The sequence below is a fragment of the Pseudoalteromonas piratica genome (assembly GCF_000788395.1).
Classification (GTDB): Bacteria; Pseudomonadota; Gammaproteobacteria; order Enterobacterales; family Alteromonadaceae; genus Pseudoalteromonas; species Pseudoalteromonas piratica.
In genome coordinates this window covers 941,196-964,740 of record NZ_CP009889.1, presented here as the reverse complement: position 1 = coordinate 964,740, position 23,545 = coordinate 941,196, and the positions used below count along the sequence as shown (strand labels likewise).

Annotated in this window: 20 protein-coding genes; 11 read left to right on the top strand and 9 right to left on the bottom strand. The window is 38.4% G+C overall.

The genetic code is table 11. The features are described 5' to 3' along the window. Window positions 1-2 precede the first annotated feature (2 nt). Window positions 3-326, top strand: coding sequence for a cupin domain-containing protein (locus tag OM33_RS19080; RefSeq protein WP_040135966.1), 324 nt, complete (start codon window positions 3-5; stop codon window positions 324-326). 52 nt (window positions 327-378) lie between these two features. Here the strand turns inward: OM33_RS19080 and cspE are convergent, their stop codons facing one another. Further along, the gene (gene cspE, locus OM33_RS19075) at window positions 379-591 is read right to left on the bottom strand and encodes a transcription antiterminator/RNA stability regulator CspE (protein ID WP_040135965.1); all 213 of its coding nucleotides are present in this window, start codon (window positions 589-591) and stop codon (window positions 379-381) included. Window positions 592-1,014: 423 nt separating this feature from the next. Here cspE and kynA point away from each other — a divergent pair, with 423 nt between their 5' ends. The 3 genes from kynA (at window position 1,015) to OM33_RS19060 (ending at window position 4,828) form a co-directional block, all read left to right on the top strand. Further along, entirely contained in the window at window positions 1,015-1,860 is an 846-nt protein-coding gene (kynA, locus tag OM33_RS19070) for a tryptophan 2,3-dioxygenase (RefSeq protein ID WP_040135964.1), read from the top strand. Window positions 1,861-1,871: 11 nt separating this feature from the next. Beyond that, window positions 1,872-3,047, top strand: a complete 1,176-nt coding sequence (locus tag OM33_RS19065) for a kynureninase (RefSeq protein ID WP_040135963.1) — start codon at window positions 1,872-1,874, stop codon at window positions 3,045-3,047. 296 nt (window positions 3,048-3,343) lie between these two features. Beyond that, the gene (locus OM33_RS19060; protein WP_040135962.1) at window positions 3,344-4,828 is read left to right on the top strand and encodes a DUF3360 family protein; all 1,485 of its coding nucleotides are present in this window, start codon (window positions 3,344-3,346) and stop codon (window positions 4,826-4,828) included. A 15-nt stretch (window positions 4,829-4,843) separates the two neighbouring features. On the opposite strand, the gene OM33_RS19055 is transcribed toward OM33_RS19060, so the two are convergent. Both OM33_RS19055 and OM33_RS19050 read right to left on the bottom strand, forming a co-directional pair. After that, the gene (locus OM33_RS19055; RefSeq protein ID WP_040135961.1) at window positions 4,844-5,857 is read right to left on the bottom strand and encodes an AraC family transcriptional regulator; all 1,014 of its coding nucleotides are present in this window, start codon (window positions 5,855-5,857) and stop codon (window positions 4,844-4,846) included. Further along, window positions 5,857-6,759, bottom strand: a complete 903-nt coding sequence (locus OM33_RS19050) for a GGDEF domain-containing protein (RefSeq protein WP_040135960.1) — start codon at window positions 6,757-6,759, stop codon at window positions 5,857-5,859. The genes OM33_RS19055 and OM33_RS19050 overlap by 1 nt, the downstream gene beginning before the upstream one ends. 315 nt (window positions 6,760-7,074) lie before the next feature. Between OM33_RS19050 and OM33_RS19045 the strand changes: the two genes are divergently transcribed. Both OM33_RS19045 and OM33_RS19040 read left to right on the top strand, forming a co-directional pair. Then, a complete protein-coding gene (locus OM33_RS19045; protein WP_040135959.1) occupies window positions 7,075-9,858 on the top strand; it encodes a TonB-dependent receptor in 2,784 nt (927 codons plus the stop codon). A gap of 36 nt (window positions 9,859-9,894) precedes the next feature. Then, complete coding sequence (locus OM33_RS19040) at window positions 9,895-11,160, top strand: metallophosphoesterase (RefSeq protein ID WP_040135958.1); 1,266 nt, start codon at window positions 9,895-9,897, stop codon at window positions 11,158-11,160. 39 nt (window positions 11,161-11,199) lie between these two features. Here the strand turns inward: OM33_RS19040 and OM33_RS19035 are convergent, their stop codons facing one another. From OM33_RS19035 to OM33_RS19025, 3 genes are all read right to left on the bottom strand, one after another. Beyond that, window positions 11,200-12,072: a hypothetical protein gene (locus tag OM33_RS19035; protein WP_040135957.1), complete on the bottom strand. Its 873-nt coding sequence runs from the start codon at window positions 12,070-12,072 to the stop codon at window positions 11,200-11,202. Between the two features lie 178 nt (window positions 12,073-12,250). After that, window positions 12,251-13,060, bottom strand: a complete 810-nt coding sequence (gene ppsR, locus OM33_RS19030; protein WP_040135956.1) for a posphoenolpyruvate synthetase regulatory kinase/phosphorylase PpsR — start codon at window positions 13,058-13,060, stop codon at window positions 12,251-12,253. A 133-nt stretch (window positions 13,061-13,193) separates the two neighbouring features. Next, window positions 13,194-14,261 (bottom strand): hypothetical protein, encoded by a 1,068-nt coding sequence (locus OM33_RS19025; RefSeq protein WP_040135955.1) that lies wholly within the window; start codon window positions 14,259-14,261, stop codon window positions 13,194-13,196. A gap of 512 nt (window positions 14,262-14,773) precedes the next feature. Here OM33_RS19025 and ppsA point away from each other — a divergent pair. After that, window positions 14,774-17,143 carry a phosphoenolpyruvate synthase gene (gene ppsA / locus OM33_RS19020; protein WP_040135954.1) on the top strand — a complete coding sequence of 790 codons (2,370 nt, stop codon included), beginning with the start codon at window positions 14,774-14,776 and terminating at the stop codon, window positions 17,141-17,143. A gap of 83 nt (window positions 17,144-17,226) precedes the next feature. On the opposite strand, the gene ykgO is transcribed toward ppsA, so the two are convergent. Together ykgO and OM33_RS19010 are read right to left on the bottom strand one after the other, a co-directional pair. Further along, window positions 17,227-17,370 carry a type B 50S ribosomal protein L36 gene (ykgO, locus tag OM33_RS19015; RefSeq protein ID WP_040135953.1) on the bottom strand — a complete coding sequence of 48 codons (144 nt, stop codon included), beginning with the start codon at window positions 17,368-17,370 and terminating at the stop codon, window positions 17,227-17,229. Next, on the bottom strand, window positions 17,370-17,621 hold the full coding sequence (locus tag OM33_RS19010) for a type B 50S ribosomal protein L31 (RefSeq protein WP_040135952.1): 252 nt from the start codon (window positions 17,619-17,621) through the stop codon (window positions 17,370-17,372). The genes ykgO and OM33_RS19010 overlap by 1 nt, the downstream gene beginning before the upstream one ends. A gap of 159 nt (window positions 17,622-17,780) precedes the next feature. Here OM33_RS19010 and OM33_RS19005 point away from each other — a divergent pair, with 159 nt between their 5' ends. Further along, complete coding sequence (locus OM33_RS19005) at window positions 17,781-18,365, top strand: HAD family hydrolase (RefSeq protein WP_040135951.1); 585 nt, start codon at window positions 17,781-17,783, stop codon at window positions 18,363-18,365. On the opposite strand, the gene OM33_RS19000 is transcribed toward OM33_RS19005, so the two are convergent. Beyond that, a complete protein-coding gene (locus OM33_RS19000; protein WP_040135950.1) occupies window positions 18,366-18,578 on the bottom strand; it encodes a PGPGW domain-containing protein in 213 nt (70 codons plus the stop codon). Window positions 18,579-18,748: 170 nt separating this feature from the next. On the opposite strand from OM33_RS19000, the gene ydiJ reads away from it, so the two are divergent. From ydiJ to OM33_RS18985, 3 genes are all read left to right on the top strand, one after another. Further along, window positions 18,749-21,790, top strand: coding sequence for a D-2-hydroxyglutarate dehydrogenase YdiJ (ydiJ, locus tag OM33_RS18995; RefSeq protein ID WP_040135949.1), 3,042 nt, complete (start codon window positions 18,749-18,751; stop codon window positions 21,788-21,790). A 51-nt stretch (window positions 21,791-21,841) separates the two neighbouring features. After that, window positions 21,842-22,453, top strand: a complete 612-nt coding sequence (locus OM33_RS18990) for a GDSL-type esterase/lipase family protein (protein WP_040135948.1) — start codon at window positions 21,842-21,844, stop codon at window positions 22,451-22,453. A 117-nt stretch (window positions 22,454-22,570) separates the two neighbouring features. Continuing rightward, the gene (locus OM33_RS18985) at window positions 22,571-23,545 is read left to right on the top strand and encodes an acetoacetate decarboxylase family protein (RefSeq protein ID WP_040135947.1); all 975 of its coding nucleotides are present in this window, start codon (window positions 22,571-22,573) and stop codon (window positions 23,543-23,545) included.

Here is a 23,545-nt window from a genome sequence, read left to right as displayed (position 1 = left end):
TTATGCTTAAAAAAGATAACCTCTTTGCTGATATTACAAAAGATCGAACTCAAGAGCAGTTTACAGATTTGCTAAATAGCGGTAACACTAAGGTAGAGCGGATAGTTAGTTTTGGTCAATCATCGCCAGAACACGGTTGGTATGATCAGAGTGAAACTGAGTGGGTATGTGTGTTAAAAGGCTACGGTGTGCTGATATTTGAAAATGGACAAACAATCAGACTCGATGTGGGTGATCATCTTACTATTCCAGCGCACTGCAAACATAAAGTAATTGAAACAGACGCTAGTAATGAAACGCTTTGGTTAGCCGTTTTTATTAAATGACAGGCACAAAAAAAGCGAGTTTAATAACTCGCTTTTCTTTTATAGTAACTAATTAAAGTACTACAACGTTCGCAGCTTGAAGACCTTTTTGACCTTCTTCAACTTCGAAAGAAACAGCTTGACCTTCAGCAAGTGTTTTGAAGCCTTCTGACTGGATTGCACGGAAATGTACAAATACGTCTTTACCGCCATCATTTTGTGAAATGAAGCCAAAACCTTTTGACTCGTCAAACCATTTTACTACGCCATCTACTTTATTAGACATAATTTTTAACCTTAAATAAAAGTGTAAATTGTGGTGAATATCACCGTCGGGCTTAATTTATATTTCAGCTAATATCGCATCTAGCTTCTATGTACAACTTTAAAAAGGAGTAAACAAGGAATAACGCAGTAATAGGGATTGATCTATGTTTTAAGCGATATGAATACTAGCGCTTTACTTCTGTATTGTCCAGTAAATTCAGGGGATAAAAGGTCTGATTAGTTATAACAGGCTAATCGCTTATCAGCTTTACATAGGCGTCATTTAATTCTTACAAAGCGCAATTGGACAAAATTTCGGTTGCGCTGACAGACACTAAAAATCGTGTTTAAATACATTACTATCTAAGTTATTACCTTGGGTTATATAAAGTGGCGTGCACTTCGCAACGCGCTACACTAACAATAAAGTTTGGAGCTACTAATGACTTGCCCTCATCATAACTACCGTGAATTAGAAAAAGAGATACATACCGATTTTAAAGACGACATGTCTTATGGCGATTACTTACAATTATCGCAAGTGTTAACAGCACAAAAGCCACTGTCAGATCAACATGATGAAATGTTATTTATCATTATCCATCAATCTAGTGAGCTTTGGTTAAAACTTGCAGGTCATGAGCTGAGTGCTGCAATAGAAAACTTGAAAAATGGTGATTTTGGTCATGCCTTCAAAGTTATTTCACGCGTAAAACAAATTTTTAATCAACTGACCCAATCGTGGAATATTCTTTCTACATTAACACCCGTAGATTACTTAAAGTTCAGAGATGCGTTAGGGCATTCATCTGGTTTTCAGTCATATGGTTACCGTAAATTGGAATTCTTACTAGGTAACAAAAACAATGAATTATTAAAAGTGCATGAAAGCGATCCGGTAATTCACAGTGAGCTTTCAGCCATTTTAAATGCGCCTAGCTTATACGATGTGACTTTATCTATTCTTGCAAAGCAAGGGCTAAACATTGATGAAGGTCATTTGCAGCGCGATAAAAGCCAGCCATATGAAAAAAATGAGTCAGTACTGAACGCATGGCTCGAAGTATATAAAGATGCGGATAAATACTTTGAGTTATATGAACTCGCTGAGAAATTAGTGGATATAGAAGACAGTTTTCAGCAATGGCGTTTTAAACACATGTACACAGTGCAGCGTATTATTGGTAATAAAACGGGTACAGGTGGTTCGTCTGGCGTTGCGTTTTTGAAAAAAGCGCTTGATATTAGCTTTTTCCCTGAACTTTTTGAACTCAGAACCAAGCTGTAAGTGGGGCCAAAATGCAAGCAGAACAATTACACCCTTTTTATTCAGAATTTGATGTTAAAAACCGGATTTTATTATCAGGACATTCGCACCAAGCATGGCCAAATGTTGCCAAAGATGGTTTATTAGCCTGTTTTAAAGACGCTGCAAAACACATTGATGATAAGTGGGGGGCGGCATTTGAAAAAGCGGAGCAAGTCCGGAATTTTTATCGTGGTTTAATGGGTGAACCACATGGACAAATAGCCCTTGGCCAATCAACTCATGAATTGATACTGCGTTTTTTATCAGACTTAAACTGTTTTAAAACAAAAAAACATACGCCAATAAAAATAGTGACAACCAATGGCGAATTTCATTCAATGCGCAGGCAGTTAGATAGACTAAAAGCACTCAATATTGAAATAAACGTTATCGATACACATCCAGCAGATACCTTATCAGATAGAATTATTGATGCACTTGATGAAAATACCGATGCAGTACTTGTCTCAGCAGTATTTTTTTCATCTAGTCGAATCTTTCGTGCTGTGGGTGATGTTGCCGAGGCTGCAAAAAAATTAGCCATCCCGTGCCTTGTTGATGCTTATCATGCCCTTAATGTGATTCCATTTAATCTTTATGATTGGCGGTTAGACAGTGCCTTTATTGTCGGTGGTGGTTACAAATACTGCCAAGCAGGAGAGGGTAATTGTTTTATGCGCATTCCTTGTGATTATAATGGCAGCCCAATTATTACTGGCTGGTTTGCAGAATTTGAAAGCTTAGATCAAGCACCGGGTGAAGTTGGTTACGGTAAAGGACAAGCAGCCTTCGCTGGCTCTACATACGATCCAGCGAGTCATTATCGCGCAGCTTCCGTGTTTGATTTTTTTAAAGAGCAAAATTTAACAGCAGAAGTGCTTTCTAGTGTAAACAAAGGACAAATATCACGTTTGTGGCAAGGGATTGAATGCATGGATTTATCCGATAATGTGTTATCACTACCAAGTCATACAATAAATGATAATGCTGGTTTTTTATCACTCACAACTAAACAAGCTGCTAAGTGGGTGATGATGCTTGCCGAACATGGCATTCAAACAGATAGTCGCGGTGATCAACTAAGACTTGGACCTGCACCCTATGTAACTGATGAACAAATTGATAAAGCGCTTAGCTGCATTAAGCAACTAGCGAAAAGTGTCTAACGATTTGTTTTCTGAAAAAAGGTCAGCAAGCTCATTACTTGTTGGCCTTTTTTGTATTTTTGATGTGATGTTAGACTAAAAGCTAAAGGCTTCAAAATAATTTGATAAGTAAGTAATATTCAAAGTCAGGCCTTAAAAATAAAGGGATAGCGTTTTAATCAAAATAGAAGAGTATAAAAACCAGGCAACACGACTTAATTTACAAATTACTACTCGACTTATTGCTTAGTCTCAACATTGAGCGTCTAAGTTACCCTGTTGGCATTACCAATTTAACATCCGAAGTAGGAGATGTAATGACAACAGCAAATCCCAACAAAGATGACATAACATCTAATAGTTATGAATCCCTTCATAAACCCAGCTCAGAATTTAATAGCCGAGATGACTATCTTGAGCATGAACTACAAATTATGCAGCCAAAACGTTGGCGAGCTAATTTACCTTTTCGCGATTACCGTTTCGAGCTAGAAGATACCATTCCCGCAATGGCTGGCACGATCGGAAAAGTGGTTATGGTTGGCGCAATAGCAGCGACCTTTGCAGGACCGCTTGGTTTAAGTGACAGCTTTATACTAGAAAATGTTCGATATGAATTGTTAATAGTATCAATTTTCATTTTATTGTTTTCAGGATTTTTACTACCTACTGCCAATTTAGCAGGAACCCATGGACCGTTAATTCCACTTATTCCTATTGTGGTTGCAGCAGGTGGTCACCCTATGGCATTTGGTTTATTGATAGGAGCATTCGGCTTATTACTGGCGATTAGCAAAGGTGGCAGCATATTGGCTGGGTTGACCAGTCGTGGTGTGTGTGGCGGTTTATTACTTTACTTAGGATTTATTGGCACCACCTCACAAGTCAAAAAACTGTTTTCATGGGCTGAAGGGATCAATATGGAACATATAGCCTTCATAATCATCTTTACCACAATTCTGCTTTACGCTTTGTTAGAGCATTTTAAAAAGCGCTGGCTTGCCGTTCCGCTCAGTTGTTTATTAGGCGGCGGATTAGCGTTTTTATTAGGTGCGCCATTTGAATTTAAAACAGGCCCCGGTTTACCCAATATGGATCCAATGTATTGGTGGGGAGAAAATACTGGCTGGATGCTTGGCTTACCGACATTAGAGAGCTTTATTGTGGTATTACCTTTTGCCGTACTCGCTGTTGCGATGTGGTCACCTGATTTCTTAGGGCATCAAGTATTTCAGAAAATTAGTTACCCAACACGTACTGAAAAGGTACAAATGAACATTGATGACACCATGCTAAGTGCCTCTGTTAGGCAAACGTTTGGCTCTTTAATGGGGGGGGCGAATTTTACGTCTTCATGGGGTACGTATATTGTACCGGCTGCAATTGCAAAAAGGCCAATTCCAGCGGGCGCAATCTTAACCGCTTTATTTTGTATTATTGCGGGTCTTTGGGGTTACCCGATGGATTTAGCAATTTGGCAGCCAGTTCTGTGTGTTGCTTTGATTGTTGGTGTATTTATTCCGCTTTTAGAAGCAGGCATGGAAATGACGCGAGAGGGTAAGACAACGCAGTCAGCAGCAATCGTTGTATTTTCTTCAGCGCTTGTGAATCCAGCATTTGGCTGGTCACTGACCATGTTATTAGACAACTTAGGATTAATCGGCTGTAAAGAACGCAGCAAGGAACTAACATCAATGAATCGCTGGATTATTCCATTGATTATGTTTGTTGTTTTAACCGGTGTAATGGCGCTGGTAGGTTTATTACCTGGGCTTCCAGCAATTATGTCGAATTTCCGCTAAGTTAAGTACCCTAGGTTATTTCGCCAAACGAAGTTCGTTTGGCGTTTTTCCCGTCCAGCGTTTAAACATTCTACGAAAATTGGTTAAATCACTAATTGCCAGCTTATCGGAAAGGGCTTGGTTAGAAGCTGCGTTATGCATTAGATCAAATACAGTGAGATGCTTTAATGCAAGGTCTTTTTCATATTTAAAATTGGTATTGTGAAGTCTAAGCTTTCTTTTTAACGTTGCTGGGCTCAATGAAAAATAGTGAGCCGCTAACTCTAATGTCGTTGTAGGATCATTTTGGATTAGTTTGGCAAGTTGACTGAGCAAACATGATTGTTTGCTATAAGCTTGCAAACTTTGCATTGCTTGATGGCGCAATAAATTGCACGCACTAGCTTGTTCAATATTCAATGAATCTGAATCAAGTGAAATTAGAAACAGCGGCTTTGAAAATGTTACTGGGTGTTTAATATAAGCAAAGTATTGTTCAAAATGCTTTGGCTGATTAAAGGGTAATTCGATAGTGATGGTGATTTCTGGAAATCGCCAATTGAAAAAAGTACTTAACATACTGAGCATGACTTCAGTAAAAAACCGTTCACAGTGTTCTGAGCTTTGTTTTACACCATGGCTAACAACAAAGTGTGTTTTCTTTCCCACAATAAACTTGTCAAATTTGGTAAAGGGAAAAAAGATAAGGCTAAATCGTGAAATTATGCGGATCGCTTGGTTTAAGTTACGCGCATTTAAAAGCGCCGTTTTAATCGGTGTATGATTTTGATAAAAATACTGTTTACCGACTTGAAAACTAATTTCATTGTAAGGTAGCTGTGAAAAAATGTTTTCAAAACAGGTTTCTATTTGATCAAAGCTAACCGTTAAATCATGATTTAACAGGTCGTCGTATGTTAAGCCTGTACCATTCAGGATTTTACTGGCTGACATACCTTGTATTTGCGCCATTGATACAAGGGGAACAAGCACGCCAATACACGGAATTACCTTATGATGGCTCTCAAAAAAAGTAAGCTGATGTGCCATCAAGCAGCCTTTTTTTCCTGTTGTAACAACGCATTTAAGCGTTGTAAAAGACGCTCTACATCATCTCCTTGTGTAGCTTGAATTGTTGTATGATGAACATCGCTATAACTTGAGATTGAACTTAAATACAGCACATGTTGTTGAATCATTTTAACTACATGTTGGTTAATTAATTTACTTTGAGATAACTGCGTATTGGGCATTAAAACGATATACAGATCTCCAGCATAGCGACATACTAAATCCGACTTGCGAATATTAACTTGGATTAAACTGCCAATATCACTAAGTAACGTATTTGCAGCTGTGACACCATGTTGTCTGAGGTAAGGTTCAAACGATTTTATATCGATTAGACTGACGCAAAATGGGGTGTTTTCATTATTTAAGTGATTGAGCTCAGATTGTATTTGCATCTTCATATAGCTCGCTGAATAAAGCCCAGTAACAAAATCATAGAAGCTGTGTTCACGGTAGAAACGTTCACTTTTAATCAAACGATTATTAATGATTTGTTGTTCACGATGCCAATGAAAAAGCGCCAAACTCATTAGAATAAGTCCAAGTACAGCAGGAATTGCTTCAAAACGTGACATCCATTGATGACTATCTTGATAGCGATAAAACTCATCTAATAAGTCGAGAAACATTGATATGTGCACCATCATAATGCCGACAAATAATAACGTAGTGAGTTTACCCTTTGGCCGGGTGTGTAACGTAACCAATAACCAGCTAAGTGTGATCAGCGCGATTCCACCTTCGCCTATTACATCAAGCCACTTAACGCTGTGTAACTCTTTAACATTACTTGTATGAATAACTGCAAAAAAAATGAGGAAAAAACAAAAAACAAATAGCGAGAGTAGCTTGCTATGCAGTCTAAAAATATTGGATTTCATAATAAAAATACGTTTTTTTACTTATTGTTGATGATTTGCGCACACATTCAAAGGGTTAAAATAGCTCACTAATCCAGTTACTTTTATGACAAAACATCAAAAAAAGTCCTTTCTTTTAATCTCCATTGGCACACGGTGGGGTTAAAACAGCTCAAACAGCTCACTATTTGCTTAAAAACAGTAAGAAGCTGCTAACTAACTAATATCCATGAAATATTTTTTTAATATATGACTTGTAGGGTAGCGCTGTCGACAACGTAGCGAGACATAAAAAAAGTCGACACTTAAATCTTAACCCCTGAAAGAGAATAAAAAATGGAAACCAAAAAACCGTCATTGTTTAAACGCAGTCATCTCGCGTTAGCAGTCTTTGCCGCTTGTATATCTCAACAAACAATAGCAAATACTTTGTCTGGTCGTATTAGTGATAGTAATCAGAAAGTTTACTTTGAAGGTGCCAAAGTTGAGCTTAAAGAATTAAATAAACATGTCGTGTCATCGCGTGATGGTAGTTATTCGTTTAAAGATGTGCCAGCAGGCGAATATACATTAATTGTTTCTTATGTAGGTGCTAAACCGCAAACACTGCAACTTTCTATTAATGATGATTTAGAACAGCATATTAAACTGGCTTCTGCCCATCATAGTCTCGAAGACATGATTGTTGTGGGTACGCGAGCGGGACAAGCGGGCGCAATTAATCGCCAGAAAAATGCATTGAGTATTAAGTCAATTGTAAGCAGTGATTCTATTGGCCAATTACCCGACCAAAATGCTGCTGAAGCCTTGCAGCGTCTACCGGGTATGTTTATTCAACGTGACCAAGGTGAAGGGCGTTTTGTTGGCATTCGAGGCATCGATCCTAACCTTAATAATGTGACCATAAACGGTGCAAATGTGCCATCCCCTGAGGCGGGTGTTCGAAGCGTTGCCATGGATGTCATCCCTAGTGAGCTTGTGCAAAGTTTAGAAGTCAGTAAAACCGTTACACCAGATATGGATGCCAGTGCAGTTGGCGGTTCAATTGATGTTAAAAGCTTAAGTGCTTTTGACAGAGAAGGAAAAAGTTATAGTGCAACATTTCAAGGCTCTTACAATGAAAAAGTGAGTGAAAGTAGTCCAAAAGTATCTGCAAGTTATACCGATGTGTATGAATTTGATAATGGAAGCGAGTTAGGTCTTGCTACTGCATTTAGCTGGTTTGAACGTAAATTTGGCTCCCACAATTCAGAAGTAGATGGTGGTTGGGGCGAAATCAGTGTTGAAAGTCACGAAACCGGTGACGATATAGACTTTTTCGGCGCAGAAGAAATTGAACAGCGACACTATTTGATCACACGAGAAAGATTGGGGGCTGCATTAAATTTAGACTACCGAACCAATGATAATTCAGAATATTATTTTCGCACGCTTTGGAGCGAATTTTCAGACGATGAATTCAGACTGCGTAATGAATACAAGTTTGATAAAGGGCAAGTATTGCAAGATAGCATTACTCAGTCATCGGCAACCTTTCTAAATGCTGATATGGATAGAGACACTAAGAGTCGATTTGAACAACAGCAAATTTTATCAATGGTGTTAGGCGGTAATAATCAATTGAATGATTGGTATGTTGAGTATGATTTAGGTTACTCAAAGTCAAATGAAAAAGAGCCTGATCGTATAGATGCTGATTTTAAATCAGAAGGCTTATTACTTGGATATCGTAGCACCTGGGATGCACCTGATCTCGCACATGAAAGTGCTGCACATGATCTGTCTAATTTTGAATTGGATGAAATTGTTAATGAAAACAACTTATCAGAAGACATTTCTACCAGCTTCAAAGTCGATATCAGTAAAGACTTTGTGTGGCGAAATAATAATGGTGAATTGAAATTCGGTACTAAATATCAAATGCGTGAAAAAACCAATGATGTGAATTCTGTGGTTTATGATGGCGGCTTTGGCGATGTATTTGCGAGTGAATTTGAAACTAATGCACCTGAATACAGTTTAGGGGCCTTTGGTCCGGGACTTTCGCAACAGGCATTGGCACGTTTTGTTAAGCTAAACAAAGCTGGTTTCGATATTAATCAAATCGATACTGATATTAACAATTTTGGCCAAACTTACCGTAGTGATGAAGACATTCTTGCTGCGTATGCAATGGTTACTTTGGATATTGAACAATGGCACATTGTTGCAGGTGTTCGTTACGAAGATACAGCCTTTAAGACAGAAGGCAATCGTGTTGAACTGATTGTTGATGACGTGAACGACAATGAAAATGTGGAAATTAACCCTTGGCATGTGAATAAAGACTATAACCACTTTTTGCCGAGTCTTAATGTAAAATATGACTTTTCAGATAAGCTAATTACACGCTTTGCCTATACCAATACAATTGCTCGTCCAACTTTTGGCGATAGCGCGGCTTATCAACTAATCGAAACAGAAATCGTTGATGACGAGGGGGCGGTTACAACCGAGCGAAAGGCCGAGGTGGGTAACCCAGATCTCAAACCTTATGAATCAATGAATCTAGATGCCTCGATTGAATACTACCCTGGCAACATTGGTGTTATGTCTGCAGGGTTATTCTTTAAAGATATTAAGAATTATATTGTTATTGCTGAAGTACAGGATATGCCTGCATGGCAAGGATTCGAGCAAGTGATCCAGCCTATTAATGGTGGTTCAGCCACATTAACAGGGGTTGAACTAGCTTGGACCAAAAACTTCAAAAACGGTTTGATGTTCTCAGCCAACGGCACATTTATTGATGCAGATGATAAATTGCCGAATCAATCAGACACTGTTGCCAATTTGATGTTTGGCTATGAAACGGCAAACTTGAGTGCGCGTATCAGTGGCAGTTATAAAAGTGAATCTTATCAGTATGAGCTAGGTGATGCTGCGGTATACGAAGATGCACATGCACAACTTGACTTCAGTGCAAAATATTACATTAACCAGCAAACACAAGTTTATTTCAATGCAATTAATATCACTGATGAACCATTCTATTTATATCATGGTAATTCAAAGCATAGCTTGCAATATGAAACGTATGGTCGCTCTTTCGAGTTAGGTTTTACATTTACATCACTATAAAGAGGTGCCGCTGAGGTGTCTCAGCGGCTTTATTATATGAAAACAAAGTATATTCTATTAAATTTAGTACTTTCTGCCGCACTAACACCGTGTTTTGCTGACGACAAAATATCTTTCTTGGCATTTGGTGACGGCGGCTATCATCCTGATTACCCAAAACAAAAGCATATAGATAAACCAAAAACAAAAACGGAATTTATTGCCGCTGAAAAGGCGGACTGGCAAGAAGAACATCGTCCAATGTCTGACTTTGGACATGCGCCTATTTATATTTACCCAGGCACTACAATTGCTACAGAAGATACTGGCGCTGCAAGTGTTGGACAAGCAATGGCGACATTATGTAAATCGGTTATCTGTGATTTTGGAATCCAGTTAGGAGATAACATTTATCCTGATGGCGCTGACGCAAACGATGGCAAGGATGATCAAAAACGAATGAATGATTTAATTCTTGCACCTCTACAACCGTTATTTAAACAAGTACCAAATATGGTCGTTTACTCTGCACTGGGTAATCATGACTGGAAAACATCTCGCAAAGGCGTGGCGTTACAAACAGCGTGGATGGCAAATCAACCCAATTTCCATATGGATAAACAGGGGTATTACAGTTACAAACAAGGTGAACCTGGGAATGATGTAGAGTTTTTCGTGCTTGATACAAACATGCTTTTATCCGGGCAGCATTATTACGAAATCCCATTAGCAAAAGATGGTAGTGAGCAAGGTTTGGCAACTGCACTGGCTTCTGGCGTTGCTAAAATTGAAGAAATTGAAAACCATGAAGTCCCGTTAAACGGTGAAGATCATAAACAACTCGCTTGGCTGGCAAATGGTTTAAAACAATCAACGGCCAAATGGAAAATCGTCTATGGGCACCATGTGTTATGGTCTATCGGTGGGACAAAATATGATGAAGCACACGTGCTAAGACGCATGATTTTGCCTGAGCTCTGTCAATATGCAGATGCTTATATTGCAGGACATGAACACGACCTTGAATTATTGAGTGATGATTGCTCTCGTGTGAGTAATTCGAACAAACCACCATTACCACTGATTATCAGTGGCGCTGCGTCTAAAATGCGAGGTATTCATCGTGGCTTGGCAGAATACCAAGAAAAGCAATACCAAGAATATGAACTTATTTGGAATAAAGCATTTACTTGGGGCTTCGCACACATTGAAATTGATAATGTTAAAAACCAACTTGATGTTAATTTTTACACAACCCCTACTGATAAAAGTGGGAAATTAATCAAAGAAAAGTCTTTTAGTTTTAAACATCGAAGTAATTAAAATTAAAACCGTTTTTAAAATGATTTTGGCTTAAGGATGTTACTTATTAGGGCTCGTGTTTTCTCCATTAATAATGGTATAGCTTGATTTATCGATAAAAAAGCCGGCTTGCGTATAAGCTCGCGTAATTGCATTTCGATTGCGAAGTTGCGTAAGCCCTTTTTCAATTGCTAAGTAAGCTTTCTTGCCGAGAGGGTGGTTTCGGCTAATAACAAAATGCCTGCTATCTTTTAATTCAACCGCTATGTTAGGTAACGGAACAAGGTCAATTTTATCCAGTTTGAATCGTCTATCGGGGGTTGAATGAAAGGGCATTAACATAAAATCGACCCAACCAGAATTAACCATACGCGCCATGCTTATCCATTCATGCTCAATTACCAATTCTTTTAAAGGTAACGCGGAAAGTGTTTGCCAATCGGTTCGCCATTTGGGTGTAGAGACAGCAGTATATTTCTTGAAATCAACAATACTGTTGATTTTGATTGTGTTTTCACGCCCTGATTGCGTGTAAATCCCAGCGATGTATTCGCCACGTCGTATTAACGGCTTGCTGATATATAAATGGCGCGCTTGCGCATGGGCATCCGAAAGCCAGTAAGAATCAAAACTAATTAACAGTTTCCCGGTTTCGAGCATTCTGGTGTTTCGGAAGTTCACTTTGCCTGGGATATAATTAAACCGATAGTCAAAGCCACCAAGAGAAAGCGCTTGTTGCGCGATGATCATATCGACGACATCACGTCTGATTGCCTGACCTGAGAAGTCGGTGATTTGTAATACGTCACGGTTATTAACAAAGGTTGTGTAATCTTCATAAACGTCGTCACGAATATAGATATCAATGACATTCGCGTAGCTCGTGTTGCATATAACTAACAATGCGTGAAAGCAGAAAACAATGAATCGCATAAGGTACCAAAATTAGGTTCTATAAATCCTTACATAACTGACTCCTGTCTAAAATATGGCATAGATTTATTAAAAATGTCACAACAATAAGATGGAATTATACGATTAATAAATAAATTAGTTTTATCTTGAGAGATAAAACGACCTGAACACAAGTAACAGGTCGTTTTGGTTTATTTTAATATTTACGTCGTTCGAGACCCGTTTCAGCTAAAATTTTCGCTGAAATTTCTTCGACAGAAAAGTGAGTAGAGCTAAGGTGTGGAATCTTATGTTTTTTATACAGCATCTCTGCTTCTCTAACTTCGAGGCGACATTGCCTTAAAGAAGCGTATTTACTATTTGCCATACGTTCGTTGCGAATAGCTGCTAAACGTTCAGGATTTATGGTTAAACCAAATAATTTCTTTTTATGATTTTGTAACGCGTTCGGTAAACGCATCATATCTAAATCATCTTCGGTTAAGGGGTAATTTGCCGCTTTAATTCCATACTGTAGTGCCAAATATAAGCTGGTGGGTGTTTTACCGCTGCGACTTACACCAACTAATATTATGTCAGCTACGTCGTAATCCTTTAAATTACTGCCGTCATCATTTGCAAGTGCATAGTTAACCGCGTCAATCCGAAAATCATAGCTCTTTTCATGAATAGAGTGCGTTCGATGTGTACGTGGTACGGGCTCAACGCCAATGGTATTTTTAACTTGGCCACTGTATGCAGTCAGAAAGTCAAAGCACTGACCCTCGGATGATAAAATAATATCGCTAAGTTGAGGTTCAACAAATGTGAAAAACACGAGTGGTTTTTCGCCGCTTTGTTTAAATGCTTTATCAATTTGAAGTTTTACTTCATAGGCTTTTTGTTCGGTTTCAACAAATGGAATGGTGATGTGTTTAAATTCTACCGGAAATAATGACAGTGTGGCATGACCAAATACTTCACTGGTAATTGCTGTACCATCAGATATATAAAATGCGCTGCGCATAAAAACCTTAGTGTTGTGAGAGATAATCTATCAAAACAAATATCGCTTTCTAGCTCAATAAAAAGCGCAGTAATTTATGCACTAATTTGATTTAGCTAAAAGCCAAGTAGGCTTTTAGCTAATTAAAAAAGAGTTAAGAGCTTACTTCAGGAACTTGCCATGTTTGTACAACGGTTGGCGAAATGAGACGCGCAATAAGCTTAGGCAACACTTTCACAATAACAAATAAAGCAAGTAACGTGCTTAAAATCGATTTGCCAAGAAAGAACATAATTCCCGCGCAAATACCTGCTACGACTAACCAGGGTAATACCGCCATAAAACGTGATTTTTTGTTAGTAGTATGGATAAGATGCTGCGGTAACAAAGTCTTTATTTGGTCTAAAGCATGATGTTTAACCGCTTGGTTTAAAAACTCAATACTGTGATCAGCATCACCGACACTAATTGAGAGTACATCGCTGTTATGTTTACTTGTGACTTCTGTTATTTCATCAAGTGGTATTGTAATTACCTTGGGCTTTTTAATTAAAGAGATTATTTCATCTAACGTGCTTTGTTTTTGATAGGCATTTTGCACTTTACTCACTTCGTTTTTATCAAATTTGACAGAGATGAGTTGATTATCTGCAAGCCAAATTAGATAAAAGTCATCAATGTCTAACCAAGAGTTGTTGTTGTAAAACCCTTCAGGTAAGGCGTTGGCTGCTTCTCTAACAAAAATAATAGACAAAATGTAATATAAGAAAAGGCATGCGGGCGCTGTAAAAATACCTACTTTAACAGCGTAACCTAAAAGATTGTTACTGGCCTTAGCTTCATCAACATTCGCTTTAAGGTCAAAGTAGTCACCACTTTGTGAAACGATTACATCTACAGAGTCTTCAACTGCTAACGAGTTATATAAAGAGTGTGTAATTTCACTGAATTCTTCATATGATTCCCCGTCAATTTCAACACGGTATTGTAAGTAGTATAAAGTTTCAGTACGTTTTCGACCTTTACGATTACGGTATTCTTCTTCTTCGCTGTTTAAACCTATCACTGTGCCTAGCACTGAATAACTGTTTTTTGTCCAAGCTAATGAGTCATTATGTATTTTTCCATAATATTGACTGGCAAAGTATGTGATGATTAAAAATACGAATAGGCTGATGCCTTGCACAATTAATTTGCGCTTTTGTCCAGGGGAGCGTTTCATTTGCATTCCTTGTTTTAATTAACTTTTGCAATGAGATTTCAACTACAGGGGGAGGTAAACCAATAGGCTATTCCTTAGCCTTAAAATCCATTTCATTTGGAATCATAATTTAATCAATATTTTGTTACAAGTTTCAATTAAGAAACTAAAAACTGAATCGATTCGCTTTTATAAAAATCTTCTATCATATTCAAAAAAAATAAAATGAATTGCTTTATGCTTATTTTCTAAATGGCACCGGTGTCACCAGCATAAAAATTCATAAATAGCGAATTTACGCTTAATACATTTTAAAATTAGGGTATTTGTCCTTGATTTTCTGGGGTTTCCCTGCTTTACCTCGCTTATTCAACTCTGTAAACTGGTATTAGCTTGTTGAATAGAATTGTTGATTTCTGCTACCCGTTCAAAATTTTCGCAGGTGTAATTGGCGTTCTCATTTAGCAACTTGTTGTTATCTAAACTAGGATTAGATAACACTCTCTCACAACCTTTGCTTATGGAGAATTTCCGTGCAATATATACTTTGGTATCAAGAACTTGGTATGAGCGATGTACCACGAGTTGGTGGTAAAAACGCATCTCTTGGTGAAATGATTTCTAATCTTGCAAACGCAGGTGTAACTGTCCCTGGCGGCTTTGCAACAACCTCTGAAGCGTTTAATGAATTTCTTGATCAGTCTGGTCTTAATAACAAAATCCATGATGTGCTTGATAAACTCGATGTAGACGATGTTAATGAATTAGCACGTGTAGGTGCTGAGATTCGTCAATGGATCATCGATACACCATTCCAAAGTAACTTAGACACTGCAATTCGTGAAGCGTACACACAATTACATGGTGATGCTAATCAAGATGTCTCGTTTGCTGTTCGTTCTTCTGCAACGGCAGAAGACATGCCTGATGCGTCGTTTGCTGGTCAACAAGAAACGTTTTTAAATGTGCGTGGTATTGATGCTGTAATGGTTGCAATTAAGCACGTATTCGCGTCCCTATTTAATGACCGTGCAATCTCATATCGTGTACACCAAGGCTATGATCACCGTGGTGTTGCCCTGTCTGCTGGTATTCAACGCATGGTGCGCTCTGATAAAGCTTCTTCAGGTGTTATGTTCAGCATCGATACCGAATCAGGGTTTGAAGATGTAGTATTCATTACGTCAAGCTATGGCCTCGGTGAAATGGTTGTTCAGGGTGCAGTAAACCCTGATGAATTTTATGTTCACAAGCCAACACTTGCAGCAAATCGTCCCGCTGTTGTGCGCCGTACACTAGGTTCAAAAGCGGTTGAGATGATTTATTCAAGCGATGAATCTCATGGCAAACAAGTTGAAGTTGTTGATATTGAAGAGGCGCGTTCAAACAAGTTTTCAATCACTGATGAAGAGGTGATGGAGCTTGCAAAACAAGCGGTGATCATTGAAAAACATTACGGTCGTCCAATGGATATCGAATGGGCTAAAGACGGTAATGACGGTAAATTGTACATAGTACAAGCACGCCCAGAGACAGTGCGTTCAAATGAAGACGCTAATGTTATGGAGCGTTTCCAGCTTAATGGTTCTTCAAGCGTATTATGTGAAGGCCGTGCTATTGGCCATAAAATTGGTAAAGGTGTTGTACGTGTTCTTAACTCGATTGATGAAATGGATAAAGTGCAGCAAGGCGATGTGCTTGTAACCGACATGACAGATCCTGATTGGGAACCTATTATGAAGCGCGCTGCAGCGATTGTTACAAATCGTGGTGGTCGTACATGTCACGCAGCAATTATTGCACGTGAATTAGGTATTCCAGCAGTGGTTGGCTGTGGTAATGCTACCGACACAATTGAAAATAACGCAGAAGTAACCGTATCGTGCGCCGAAGGGGATACCGGTTACATTTATCAAGGTCTTCTTGATTACGAAGTTTTAACATCACGTGTTGATGAAATGCCTGAACTACCGATGAAAATCATGATGAATGTGGGTAATCCAGACAGAGCATTTGATTTTGCTCGCTTACCGCATGCTGGAATCGGTTTAGCTCGTCTTGAGTTTATTATTAACCGCATGATTGGTGTTCATCCGAAAGCATTGATTAATTATGATGCGCAATCTGATGATGTGAAATCTGAAATTGATTTTATGATGGCGGGTTATGAAACGCCGGTTGAATTCTACATCAGCAAACTTGTTGAAGGTATTTCAACCCTAGGAGCTGCTTTTGCACCAGAGCGTGTGATTGTGCGTATGTCTGATTTTAAATCTAACGAATACGCTAATCTTGTTGGTGGTGAGCAGTATGAACCTGATGAGGAAAACCCAATGATTGGTTTCCGTGGTGCATCTCGCTACATCTCTGAAGATTTCCGTGATTGTTTTGCTCTAGAGTGTGAAGCAATTAAGCGCGTTCGTAACGATATGGGCTTAAACAATGTAGAGATCATGATCCCATTTGTTCGAACACTTGAAGAAGCAGCTCGTGTAATCGAATTACTTGAAGAGCATGGCTTAAAACGCGGAGAAAATGGACTTAAAGTAATTATGATGTGTGAACTGCCATCAAATGCATTATTAGCAGATGAATTCTTAGAGTATTTCGATGGTTTCTCAATCGGTTCTAATGACTTAACTCAGTTAACGCTAGGTCTTGACCGTGATTCAGGCTTAATCGCACATTTATTTGATGAACGTAATCCTGCAATCAAAAAACTATTAGAAATGGCGATCCAAACCGCTAAAGCGAAAGGCAAATATGTCGGTATTTGTGGGCAAGGTCCATCAGATCATGAAGATTTTGCAGCGTGGTTAGTAGAGCAAGGTATTGATTCGGTATCACTAAACCCTGATACAGTGCTTGAAACCTGGTTATATCTTGGTGAAAAACACGCATAAATTTCGTAGACAGTTCCTTTAACTGATATGTCATCAGTATAAAGCTGACAAAACAAAAGGCGCTTAATGCGCCTTTTTTTCATTTATTTCTTCTTTTTACCTTTACCTTGTACTGCCTTAAAGCGTGGGTTTGACTTACATATTACAAACATTCGACCGCGACGCTTTACGATTTGGCAATCTGGGTGGCGTTTCTTAGCGCTTTTTAAAGAACTTAAGACTTGCATTATTTGCTCCCTAACTTACCAAAACGTTTGTTGAATTTGGCAATGCGGCCATCAGATTGAGCAACACGTTGTTTACCAGTATAAAAAGGGTGTGATGCACTCGATACATCTATTGCAACATAAGGGTATGTTCTACCTTGATAATCAATGGTGCGTTCTGTTTTGATTGTTGAACCAACTAGAAAATAAGTATCTGCAGCGGTATCGTGGAAAACCACTTTTTCATAATCTGGGTGAATGCCAGGTTTCATTATTTCTCCAAATGATATGTGATAATATATCAATATTATAATGTTACATTGTTTCAATCAAGAGTAAACGATAATTATTATCATATGAGTTTATATAAAACAGGAGTGAACTTTATTTGCTGTTAGAATGTATAAGGTAAAAAACTTTAAGAAATATATATGAACCATATTAAAGGCATTATTTTTGATTTAGACGGTACACTTGTTAGCTGTGACTTATGTTTTAAAACCATGCGTGAGGCGATAGGATGCCCGCTAGAAGAGGATATTCTTGCATTTGTTGAATCGTTATCAAACGAACAGCAAATAATTGCGAACCAAGTAATTCGCGATCTAGAGCTAAAAGACGCGCACAGTGCCGCTTGGATTAGTGGAGCTAAAGAATTTATCGATTATTTAAATCAATGTAACTTACCGCTTGCGATAGTGACACGTAACAGTAAAGAACCCAGTGATATTAAAATTACCAATAATGCAATCGCAATTGAAACCATCATTACCCGAGATGATGCGCCAGCAAAGCCTGACCCAACCGCTATTTTGAATTTATCAAGTAAATGGCAAATAGATCCAAGAGATATTCTTTATATTGGGGACTACTTACATGATATTAATATTGCAAAAAATGCGGGGGCACTGAGTGCACTATTTTGTGAGAAGGAAATTCCTAATTACGCGAATCAAGCAGACTATGTATTCACGTGTTATGCAGAGTTATTAGAGCGATTCAAAGCAAGCGCTTAACTAGCGCTTTGCGAGTTTCTTATCTAAAAATGTGCACGACTTTTTTAACGCTATTTGGCAATGAGCAAGATAACGTCGTGCCCATGGGTAATAAAACGCAAGCAAAAACAAACCCGCAATAAAAAATATGAGTGAGGGTCCAGGCACTATCATAAACAGTAAACCAAGTGCTAAAAACAACACCGCTAGCGTATGATTTAGTACTTTTTTCATAATCGTATCTCCAGAGTGTTTTTTAACAAGTAACACGATATTTATTCATAGTATAAAAAATTAGGTTTAGCATGCGAATAAATGATGTTACAAACTGTAAATATGAAGCAAAACTCGCCGTATTTCTTTGATATAATGGCGTTAACCCTGTTCCCGTCACCGAGCAAGTAATGATTGAAGTAATAGATCACAAAGATACACTGTCGCCAGAAGCTAAAGCATTTTTAACAGAATTGAGAAATACGGCTTACTCAGGAGAGATTGATGTAAGTTATGCAACGCGTATTGTTACAGCTACTGATAACAGTATTTATCAAGCAATGCCTCAAGGTATTTTATTCCCTAAAACGAATAATGATATCCAGCTTATTTTCAAGCTAGCAAATCAGCCTAAGTTTAAACAAATCAAGTTTACCCCAAGGGGCGGTGGCACAGGTACCAATGGACAATCATTAACACACAGTATGGTGATTGATCTATCGCGACACATGCGTGAAATTTTAGAAATAAATGTTGAAGAAAAGTGGGTTCGTGTTCAAACGGGTGTGATTAAAGATCAACTGAACGATTTTCTTCGCCCATATGGCTTCTTTTTTGCACCTGATTTATCCACCAGTAATCGTGCAACAGTTGGCGGTATGATTAATACCGATGCATCTGGCCAAGGCTCGCTTGTTTATGGCAAAACATCTGACCATGTACTTGGCTTGAAAACCATGCTGGTCGATGGCACAGAACTCGATACCTTGCCTGTGAGTATTGAAACTGCAAAAAACTTTGCAGCACAAGAAAGTACAATCGGTGCTATCTATAAACAATTGCTTGCGACAGGAGTCGACCTTCGCAGTGAAATTAAAGCAAAATTTCCGCGTCTTAACCGTTTCTTAACTGGCTACGACTTAGAAAATATTCTAGATGATGAATTAACAACACTCGATGCAAGTCGCATTATTACCGGCTCTGAAGGGTCGCTTGGTGTTGTGTGTGAAGCGAAATTAAATATAACTCCAATTGCTGAATTTAAAACGCTTATAAACATTAAATACGATAGCTTTGATTCTGCACTACGTAACTCGCCGTTTTTAGTTGCTGCTAATGCGACATCAGTTGAAACAGTTGATAGCCGAGTGCTAAACCTTGCCCGTGAAGACATTATTTGGCACTCAGTATCAAGCTTAATTGAAGATGTGCCAGGCAAGGATATGCAAGGGCTTAACATGGTTGAGTTTAATGCAACCGCACAAGAAGATATTGATGAAAAGGTAAATGGCCTGCTAGCTAAACTTGATGCGTTAATGGCTAACAATGAAGCTGGCATAATTGGTTATCAAGTTACCCATTCAAAGGCTGATATTCTTAAAATTTATGCCATGCGTAAGAAAGCAGTGGGGCTTTTAGGTAATGTAAAAGGGCGTGAAAAGCCGCTCGCTTTTGCAGAAGATACAGCAGTACCGCCAGAGGCGTTAGCTGATTTTATTGCTGAATTTAGACAGTTACTTGATAGTAACAATCTAAATTACGGTATGTTTGGTCACGTAGATGCAGGTGTATTACATGTAAGGCCTGCACTTGATATGTGTGACCCAGCACAAGAAAAACTACTGCGACACATTTCAGATGAAGTGGTAAAGCTTACTGCAAAATACGGTGGTCTAATGTGGGGGGAGCATGGCAAAGGTTATCGTAGTGAATATGGACCTGAGTTTTTCGGTGAGACACTGTTTACTGAACTTAGAAAAATAAAGTCTGTTTTTGATCCGCTTAACCGTTTAAACCCCGGAAAAATTTGTACACCACTTGACTCTAATGAGCAACTGGTGAGTGTTGATGACACTAAACGTGCTTATTTTGATAAACAAATCCCTGTTGCTGTTAAAGACAGTTTTGATAATGCCATGGGCTGTAATGGTAATGGTCTTTGTTACAACTATGACAGCCATTCAGCAATGTGTCCTTCTTATAAGGTCACTAAAGATAGACGTTACTCACCGAAAGGGCGTGCAAGTTTAATGCGTGAATGGCTGCGCTTACAAAGTGACAAAGATGTAGACTTACTTGAGAGTGAAAAGGCAATTGCGAAAGGTGAATCTAAGTCTTGGTGGGAAAAACGTCTTTTCGCTAAACAAAAAGAAAAGGGCGCTTATGATTTCTCCCATGAAGTGAAAGAGTCTATGGATGAATGTTTAGCATGTAAAGCCTGTACAACTGCTTGCCCGATAAAGGTCGATGTTCCTACTTTTAGAGCGCGTTTTTTAAATCTTTATCATGCACGCTATAAACGTCCAGTTAAAGATTATTTAGTTGCTAACATTGAATCTCAAGCGCCATTACTGAGCAAAATTCACTTTATTGTTAACCCAATTCTAAAATTAGGGTTCGTTGAACAGATACTTAAAAATAAGATTGGGTATGTTGATTCTCCTCAATTAAGTGACAATGCAATCATTAATCGAGTGTCTAAGCAGTATCCATTTAATTTAAACCACTTAAAAGCACTGAATGAAAACGAAAAGCAAAACACAGTATTGATTGTGCAAGACCCATTCACTAGTTTTTATGAAGCTGAATTGGTTGAGGATTTCTGTCAATTACTTGTTAAAATAGGTAAAAAGCCGGTATTACTGCCGTTTAAACCCAATGGTAAACCGCAGCACGTAAAAGGGTTTTTAACTGAGTTTGCAAAAACAGCTAAAAACAGTGCGGCATTTTTAAATCAAGTCTCAGAGCTTGAAATACCAATGGTTGGTTTAGATGCTTCGTTAGTAATGTGTTATCGCGATGAATATCAACAAGTACTGGGTGAGTCACGGGGTGATTTCCATGTACTGCTAGCCCATGAGTGGTTTGAGCATAATCAAATAAGCACTTCGCAATTAACGGCCAAAGCACCTTTTGTACTGCTCAATCATTGTACTGAAACAACGGCAATGCCAAATGCCAGTAAGGTATGGCAAAACGTGTTTGAAAGTTTTGGTTTAACACTTAAAGCAAAAGCAACAGGTTGTTGTGGCATGGCGGGTACGTACGGTCATGAAACACAGAACCTTGGAAAATCACGTGCTTTATATGAGATGAGTTGGCAAGAAATTGTCGATAACACGCCAATTGAACAGCTTGTTGCCACTGGTTTTTCATGCCGTTCGCAAGTAAAGCGCTTTAACAATGGACAAAAACCAAAGCATCCAATTCAATTATTAAACGCACTTTTGTAAAACATTGCGCTTTGTGATTCACACTAAGCGCATATTTTTGAGACATTTAGTATGAAGCTGTTAAATAAACTAAAGCATATCACTTTCTTGATTTTAATATGTTTAAGTTTGTTTGGCTGTGGCAGCAAGGAAAGCGTCATCATCGGGCGCGATTCCGTAGTTGTGGCTTTTGGAGACAGTTTAACTCATGGTGTTGGGGTTTCAGATCCACATAGTTACCCATCTCAGTTAGAGTCCATACTTGGTGTTAAAGTAGTTAATAGTGGTATTTCTGGGCAAACGAGTCAGCAGGGACTGGCTCGTATTAATTTAGTGCTAAATGAACACCTACCGGACGTGGTCATTATTTGTTATGGCGGTAACGATGTGCTGCAAAGAAAAAGCAAATCTAAACTTGCGGATAACTTGTCACAAATGATTCTAGCTGCAAAGGCAAAAGGAATTGCGGTTATTTTAGTTGCTGTGCCAGACTTTGGTTTACGCTTATCGCCTATGTCACTTTATCAAGAGCTCGCAACTGAACATGATGTTGTTTTGATTGAAGACACGCTCAGTGATTTACTCTCAAACTCCTCGATGAAATCTGATCGCGTACATTTAAACGAGCAAGGGTATAAGATGCTTGCAACAAGTATTGCAGCGCGGATTAAGATTATTGAATAACTTAACGTTATTTATAATTTCATAATTCTTCATTAGTGCTTCTCGCGATAACTTAATTATACTGGTATCAATAAGTTATTTTAGTAACCTACCTTTGGGTGCACGAGAGGGAAGATAATGGCACACGATACACACCTACCAAATTTTGTTCAGTTTCCTGGCAATGTAATTGCACAGCCACCATGCAGAATGCTTAATGCTAATCAATATGGTTTTTTTGTCAAAGGCTGCATTTCAAAAATCCAAGCATATATCGACAAAACATTGAATGTTGTTAAATCGGATGAGTTTCATTTTAAAGCACTGAGTGCCTATACCTTGCTTACTTTTACCGATATCGAAAATATTGCTTCTAAAGTACCAGAGTTTAGGCAGCAAGGTTGGATGCAAGAAACCGATATTATATTTTGGTTACCGATCGCCAAAATGGTGACAAAACGCGGAAAAGAAAAGGTAGATCACATTTATTGGTACCCTGCGTTTATTACCGTTAACAATATTTATGCATTAATCAATGGACGTGAGACATGGGGGTATAACAAGTATTTGTGTGATTATAAAATGCCTGAACAGGGCGAATTACCGAACTACTTTGAGCTATCAATTGATGCTTTTCAGCCATTTTCGCCCAATACAAAAATGGCTAAACATAAACTATTGGAAGTTAATTTAGTCGAGCAAGGGGATGAACACCCTGTTGCTGATTTTGTTGAATTAGTAAAAGAAGCATTTGAAATTCTAAAGTCTGATACTGATTTCTTTGATCTAGATTTAAACGCGATTAAACAGTTACTTGATGGCTTTGTTAATCCTCAGATGGATCAAATTTTATTTAAACAATTACCTAACGGCGATGGCACTAAAGCAGTGTATCAAGGGGTAGTGCATTCACCCTCCATTATCGAAAAAGTGCATAGTGCTAAAATTTACAAACACGAATTTGACGTAACTGTTTATCAATTAGATACCTTTCCCTTGGCTGAAATGTTTGGCATTGAACCCGGAGTTCATCGTGCACTTTTACCATTTAATGTCGTTATGGATTTTGATCAAGAAAAAGCATTTGAAATTATAAGCACAAAAGGACTTTAA